The following is a 6,000-nucleotide window of genomic DNA, read 5'->3' on the forward strand; positions in this document are numbered from 1 at the left end:
AGAGCCAGGATTCGGGATTGGGGATTCGGGGTTTTGGGTCCGTAAAAGCCGGAGATGGAAATCCGCGTACCCCGACGACGTCATTCCCGCGAAAGCGGGAATCCATTTTGCCCCTGAGCAAACAACCAGATGGACTCCTGCTTTCGCGGGAATGACGAGCAAAGGAACAGCGAAAGTCAGGCTCGCCCTGCTCCATCCCCTGCTCGCAACCCGCAAGCCCGCTTTGCTCCCTCCCCTGCTGCGCAGGGGAGGGTTGGGGTAGGGTCAGCTCTTGATCTCGAAGTCCAAGATCAAAAGCCTCACCCCCTCACCTGAAGGACTCCCTGCGGTCGCTGACCTCCCCCTGCTGCGCAGGGGGAGGAACCGTTCCTGTCACTTCCGGCCCCGCTCCAGCATCGCCTTCAGGTCGGCGAAGGGGTTGCCGGTCGCCGGCGGCGCGTCATCCACCGCCACCACCCCGCCGCGCACGTGGTCGATGTACCGCGCGTGCTCGTTGTCATGGCAATACACGCACAGCAACTCCCAGTTGCTGCCGTCCGGCGGGTTGAAATCGTGGTCGTGGTTGCGGTGGTGCACGGTCAGTTCCTGCAGGTTCGCGCGGGTGAACTCGCGCGCGCAGCGGCCGCACACCCACGGGTACATCTTCAGCGCGCGCTCGCGATAGCCCAGCTCGCGCTGTTCGGCGGCGCGTCGGGCCTCGGCTACGATGCGGTCGAGTTTCGCGTTGTCGATGGGCTTGCTGGGCATGGCGACGATCCGGCAGCGATGTCTGATGGGCGGACGATAGCGCAACCGCCGGCCCGCGGCAGGCAGCTGTCGACTCCGTCACGGCCCATACGGCGGCATTCTCGCGGTTTCCAGCGGAACGGTATACTGGGCCGCTTCCGTGCCATGAAAAGCAACGAATGAACCCCAACTTCCTCGATTTCGAACAACCGATTGCCGAACTGGACGCGAAGATCGAAGAGCTTCGCCATGCCAGCAGCGGCCAGGCGTTCAACATCGACGAGGAAGTCGGCCGCCTGCGCGAGAAGCTCAAGATCAAGACTGCGGAGATCTTCCGCAACCTCAACTCGTGGCAGACCACCCAGCTCTCGCGCCACCCGGCGCGGCCGTACACGCTCGACTACATCGGCGTGATCTGCGAGGAGTTCCACGAGCTGGCCGGCGACCGCATGTACGCGGACGACGCCGCCATCGTGGGCGGCCTGGGCCGCATCAACGGCCGGCCGGTGATGATCATCGGCCACCAGAAGGGGCGCAACACCAAGGACAAGGTGCGCCGCAACTTCGGCATGCCTCGTCCCGAGGGCTACCGCAAGGCGCTGCGCCTGATGAAGATGGCCGAGCGCTTCAGCCTGCCGCTGCTGACCCTGATCGACACTCCCGGCGCCTACCCCGGCGTGGGCGCCGAGGAGCGCGGCCAGAGCGAGGCGATTGCGCGCAACCTGCTGGAGATGGCGGAGCTGAAGGTGCCGATCGTGTGCACGGTGATCGGCGAGGGCGGTTCCGGCGGCGCGCTGGCCATCGGCGTGGGCGACCGCACCAACATGCTGCAGTACTCGACCTATTCGGTGATCTCGCCCGAGGGCTGTGCCTCGATCCTGTGGAAGAGCGCCGACAAGGTGAAGGATGCCGCCGAGGCGCTGGGCATGACCGCACCGCGCCTGCTGGAACTGGGCCTGGTCGACAAGCTGGTGCGCGAGCCGCTGGGCGGCGCCCACCGCAACCCGCGCTCGATGGCGATCCGCCTGAAGGCGGTGCTGCTCAACCAGCTCGACGAACTGCAGGCCATGCCGGTCACCGACCTGCTCGAACAGCGCTACAAGCGCCTGCGCAGTTACGGGGCTTATCAGGAATAACGTGCCGCAACCGTAGGAGCCCGCTTGCGCGGCGATACTCTTCGAATCCCGAATCCCGGCCCTCAAAGCATCGCCCGCGAGCGGGCTCCTACGGCAACAACGGGTGCGCGGCCAGGCGTTACCATCCGTCCATCCCTTCTGACGGATATCGCGCCATGGCCCACGACAAGCTCGCCGTATTGATCGACGCCGACAACGCACGCCCGGCGATCGTCGAAGGCCTGCTCGCCGAGGTGGCCAAGTACGGCACCGCGCACGTCAAGCGCATCTACGGCGACTGGACCAAACCCGACCTCAACGGCTGGAAGGAGGTGCTGCTGCGCCACTCGATCCAGCCGATCCAGCAGTTCCGCTACACCGTCGGCAAGAACGCCACCGACTCGGCGATGATCATCGACGCGATGGATCTGCTCTATGCCGGGCGCTTCGACGGCTTCTGCATCGTCTCCAGCGACAGCGACTTCACCCGGCTCGCCTCGCGCATCCGCGAATCGGGCCAGACCGTGTACGGCTTCGGCGAGAAGAAGACGCCGGAGCCGTTCCGCACCGCCTGCGACAAGTTCATCTACACCGAGGTGCTGGCCGGCACCGCCGAGGCCGAGACCGCGGCCGCGCCGAAACCGCGCTCGGCGAAGGAGCTGCGCGGCGACACGCGCCTGATGAACCTGCTGCGCGGCGCGCTGGAGGCGGCCTCGGACGACACCGGCTGGGCCAGCCTCGGCACCATCGGCAGCATCATCAGCAAGCAGTCGCCCGACTTCGACTCGCGCAACTACGGCTACGCCAAGCTCAGCGGCCTGATCAAGGGCATCGGCCTGTTCGAGACCGAGGAACGCCAGATCGGCAACGGCAAGCATCTCTACGTTCGGCCGCGCGACGGCAAGAAGTGAGCAACCCGCTGCAAGCGCACCTGCAGGCCTCCCTCGCGGCCATGCCGCCGGCCCCGCTGTGCGTTGCCTTCAGCGGCGGCCCGGATTCCACCGCCCTGCTGCACGCGCTGACGCAAATGCCCGAGGCGCGCAGGCGCGGCCTGCGCGCGCTGCACGTCGACCACGGCCTGCACCCCGACAGCGCCGCCTGGGCGGAACATTGCCGGCACTTCTGCGCCGCGCTGGGGCTGCCATGCGAAGTGTTGCGCGTGCAGGTCGAGCGAGGCGCCGGCATCGGCCTGGAAGCGGCCGCGCGCCACGCGCGCCACGCCGCACTGGCCGCGCAGCTGCGCGACGGCGAATGCCTGCTGCTCGGCCACCACCGCGACGACCAGGTCGAGACCGTGCTGCTGAAACTGCTGCGCGGCGCCGGCCCGGAAGGGCTAGGCGGCATGCGCACGCTGCGCCCGTTCGGCCGCGGCCAGCTGTGGCGGCCGCTGCTGGCGTTGTCGCGGCAGCAGTTGCGCGACTACGTCGAGGCGCAACGGCTGGATGTCATCGACGACCCGTCCAACGCCGACACCTCGCTGGCGCGCAACCGCCTGCGCCACGAGATCCTGCCGCGGCTGGCGCGAGGCTGGCCACAGGCGGCGGATTCGATTCTGCACAGCGCCGCGCTCTGCCACGCTGCTGCCGACGCGCTGCGCTTGCAATGGCTGGCCGCGTTCGACGCCCTGCACGACCCGGCCAGCCGCAGCCTAAACGCCGCCGGCTGGCTGGCGCTGCTGCCGGCGCTGCGCCAGCCGCTGCTCGATCACTGGCTGCACCGGCAAGGCCTGCCCGCACCCAGCACCGCCCAGCGCCGGCAGATCGAGCGTCAGTGCGGCGCGCGTGCGGGCCAGTTGCCGTGCATCCGCTGGGCCGGCGCCGAACTGCATATCTGGAAGGACCGGCTGTGGGCCTTGCCACCGCCGGCTGGCGCCATCGACGCCGGCTGGCAGGCGCCCTGGCGCGGCGAACCGCTGGCGCTGCCCGATGGCGGCGAGCTCGCGCTGACACGCGAAGGCGCCTGCCTCGCCGAGCCGCTGCTGGTACGCCTGCGCCGCGGCGGCGAACGCATCAAGCCCGCGGGCGACGCGCATACGCGCGAGCTGCGCGACCTGTTCCAGCAGTCGCAGCTGCCGCCGTGGCAGCGCCACGCCTGCCCGCTGTTGTACGCCGGCGACGAACTGGTCGCGGTGGCCGACCGCTGGGCCAGCGCCCGGGGCGCGGCGATTTTCCGCCAGGCCGGCGCGCTGCCGCGCTGGCGCGCGGGGCGCTGATCCAGGTCACGCCCATCGCGTTCCGCAGCCCGCGCAGATTGATTCCGGACGGCTGCTGCGCTAGCGTTGCCGGCCATGGCCAAGACCGTTCCCGCCCCCGGCAAGACCCCACCCGTCGCCGATTTCGAACACTCCCTCGACGAGCTGGAACAACTGGTCGCGAAGATGGAAACCGGCGAAATGAGCCTGGACGAATCGCTGGCCTCGTTCGAGCGCGGCATCGGCCTGTTCCGCCATTGCCAGCAGTCGCTGGAGCAGGCCGAACTGCGCGTGCGCTTGCTGCTCGACCCCGAAGCCCCCGACAGCGCCGAACCGTTTGAACCCGAACTCTGAGCTGGGTCCCGCGCTGCAGTCGCTGATCGGGCGCACCGAACAGGCACTCGACCGCCACCTGCCGCCAGCCGGGCAATCCCCCACCGAACTGCATCGCGCGATGCGCTACGCCGTGCTTGGTGGCGGCAAGCGGCTGCGCCCGCTGATGGTCTACGCCACCGCGCACGCCCTGGGCGAAGACGGGCCGCAACTGGATGCCGCTGCCTGCGCGGTGGAGCTGATCCACGCCTATTCGCTGGTGCACGACGACCTGCCGGCGATGGACGACGACGCGCTGCGCCGCGGCCGCCCGACCTGCCATGTCGTGTTCGGCGAGGCGATGGCGATCCTCGCCGGCGACGCGCTGCAGGCGCTGGCATTCGAGATCCTCGCCGACCATGCCGGTGACAGCGCTGACGCAGCCACCGGCATCGCCATGCTGCGCGCGCTGGGCCGCGCCTGCGGCGCCGAGGGCATGGCCGGCGGCCAGGCACTGGACCTGGCGGCGGTCGGCCAGGCGCTCACGCTGGGCGAACTGGAGCACATGCACGCCTGCAAGACCGGCGCGCTGATCCGCGCCTCGGTGCACCTCGGCGCGCTCGCCGCCGGCACCGGCGACAGTACGCTGCACGCGCTGGACCGCTACGCCCACGCGGTCGGCCTGGCCTTCCAGGTACGCGACGACATCCTCGACGTGGAAGGCGAATCGGCGGTGATCGGCAAGACCGCCGGCAAGGACGCCGCCGCCGCCAAGCCCACCTTCCCCTCGATCATCGGCCTCGACGCCTCGCGCGCGCGGCTGGCCGAACTCACCGACACCGCGCTGGCCGCGGTCGCGCCGCTGGGCAATCGTGCGGCGCTGCTGGAAGAACTGGCGCGGTACGCCGCCCACCGCCGCTACTGAACGCACCGCGCGCAACAAAAAGGCAGCCGCAAGGCTGCCTTTTTGCCGGACTGCGCTTACGCTACTTGATCAGCCGCAGGGTGAACGGGTAGCGGTAAAGCGTGCCCTCGTTCGCCTTGATCGCAGCGATGATGGTAAACACCAGCCACGCGACGCCGATGATCACCCACAGCGGAATCGCAATGATCAGGCCGATGCCCAGGGTCATCACGGACAGCAGTGCCAGCACCACGAACGCGATCGCCACGGTAATGTTGAAGTTCAGCGCCTCCTTGCCCTGGTCGGCGACAAACGGCATGGTGTCCTTCTTGACCAGCCAGATCACCAGCGGGCCGATGAAACAGCCCCAACCGCCGCCAAAGGCCCCGGTGAGGATGGCGCCGGCCAGCGCCGACAGGTGCGCGAACATCGCCCACTGGCGCTCCTCGGCGGAAGGAGCCCCAGCCATCGGCGGCTCGCTCGGCGGGGGCGGGATGACGGATTCGGGTGGAACGCTCATGCGCATCTCCTTCTTCGTCGAAGCTCACCGGCCGCTTGCCGGTCGTGCCGGTGCTAACAAGGCTCGCTCCGCTTTGCGGCAAGAACCTGTCACCCCGCCCAGCGTCTGTAGGAGCGCACCCTGCGCGCGATGCTCTCCGTCACGTGGGCGAAAAGGCATCGCGCACAGGGTGCGCTTGTATGTTTGGTCCCGGCAAGCGAGAAAGAGCTTGCCGGGGTGGAGGGACCAGGTT

At 68.9% G+C, this 6,000-nt stretch carries 7 protein-coding genes; 5 read left to right on the forward strand and 2 right to left on the reverse strand.

The window, feature by feature from the left end; translation table 11 throughout:
* Positions 1–372: 372 nt before the first annotated feature.
* Positions 373–747, reverse strand: a complete 375-nt coding sequence (locus AC3WTD_RS15165) for a YajD family HNH nuclease (RefSeq protein ID WP_492614283.1) — start codon at positions 745–747, stop codon at positions 373–375.
* A 158-nt stretch (positions 748–905) separates the two neighbouring features.
* Here AC3WTD_RS15165 and AC3WTD_RS15170 point away from each other — a divergent pair, with 158 nt between their 5' ends.
* The 5 genes from AC3WTD_RS15170 to AC3WTD_RS15190 all read left to right on the forward strand — a co-directional run bounded on the left by AC3WTD_RS15170 (position 906) and on the right by AC3WTD_RS15190 (position 5,269).
* On the forward strand, positions 906–1,862 hold the full coding sequence (locus AC3WTD_RS15170) for an acetyl-CoA carboxylase carboxyltransferase subunit alpha (RefSeq protein WP_027493667.1): 957 nt from the start codon (positions 906–908) through the stop codon (positions 1,860–1,862).
* A gap of 155 nt (positions 1,863–2,017) precedes the next feature.
* Positions 2,018–2,752, forward strand: coding sequence for an NYN domain-containing protein (locus tag AC3WTD_RS15175; RefSeq protein WP_235642576.1), 735 nt, complete (start codon positions 2,018–2,020; stop codon positions 2,750–2,752).
* Positions 2,749–4,053: a tRNA lysidine(34) synthetase TilS gene (gene tilS, locus AC3WTD_RS15180; RefSeq protein ID WP_492614284.1), complete on the forward strand. Its 1,305-nt coding sequence runs from the start codon at positions 2,749–2,751 to the stop codon at positions 4,051–4,053. The genes AC3WTD_RS15175 and tilS overlap by 4 nt, the downstream gene beginning before the upstream one ends.
* A 75-nt stretch (positions 4,054–4,128) precedes the next feature.
* Positions 4,129–4,386 (forward strand): exodeoxyribonuclease VII small subunit, encoded by a 258-nt coding sequence (locus AC3WTD_RS15185; RefSeq protein ID WP_027493665.1) that lies wholly within the window; start codon positions 4,129–4,131, stop codon positions 4,384–4,386.
* Entirely contained in the window at positions 4,370–5,269 is a 900-nt protein-coding gene (locus AC3WTD_RS15190; RefSeq protein WP_492614285.1) for a polyprenyl synthetase family protein, read from the forward strand. The genes AC3WTD_RS15185 and AC3WTD_RS15190 overlap by 17 nt, the downstream gene beginning before the upstream one ends.
* Positions 5,270–5,330: 61 nt before the next feature.
* Here the strand turns inward: AC3WTD_RS15190 and AC3WTD_RS15195 are convergent, their stop codons facing one another.
* The gene (locus AC3WTD_RS15195; protein ID WP_037090322.1) at positions 5,331–5,768 is read right to left on the reverse strand and encodes a DUF4870 domain-containing protein; all 438 of its coding nucleotides are present in this window, start codon (positions 5,766–5,768) and stop codon (positions 5,331–5,333) included.
* Positions 5,769–6,000 lie beyond the last annotated feature (232 nt).

This window comes from Rhodanobacter sp. FW106-PBR-R2A-1-15, from assembly GCF_058789735.1.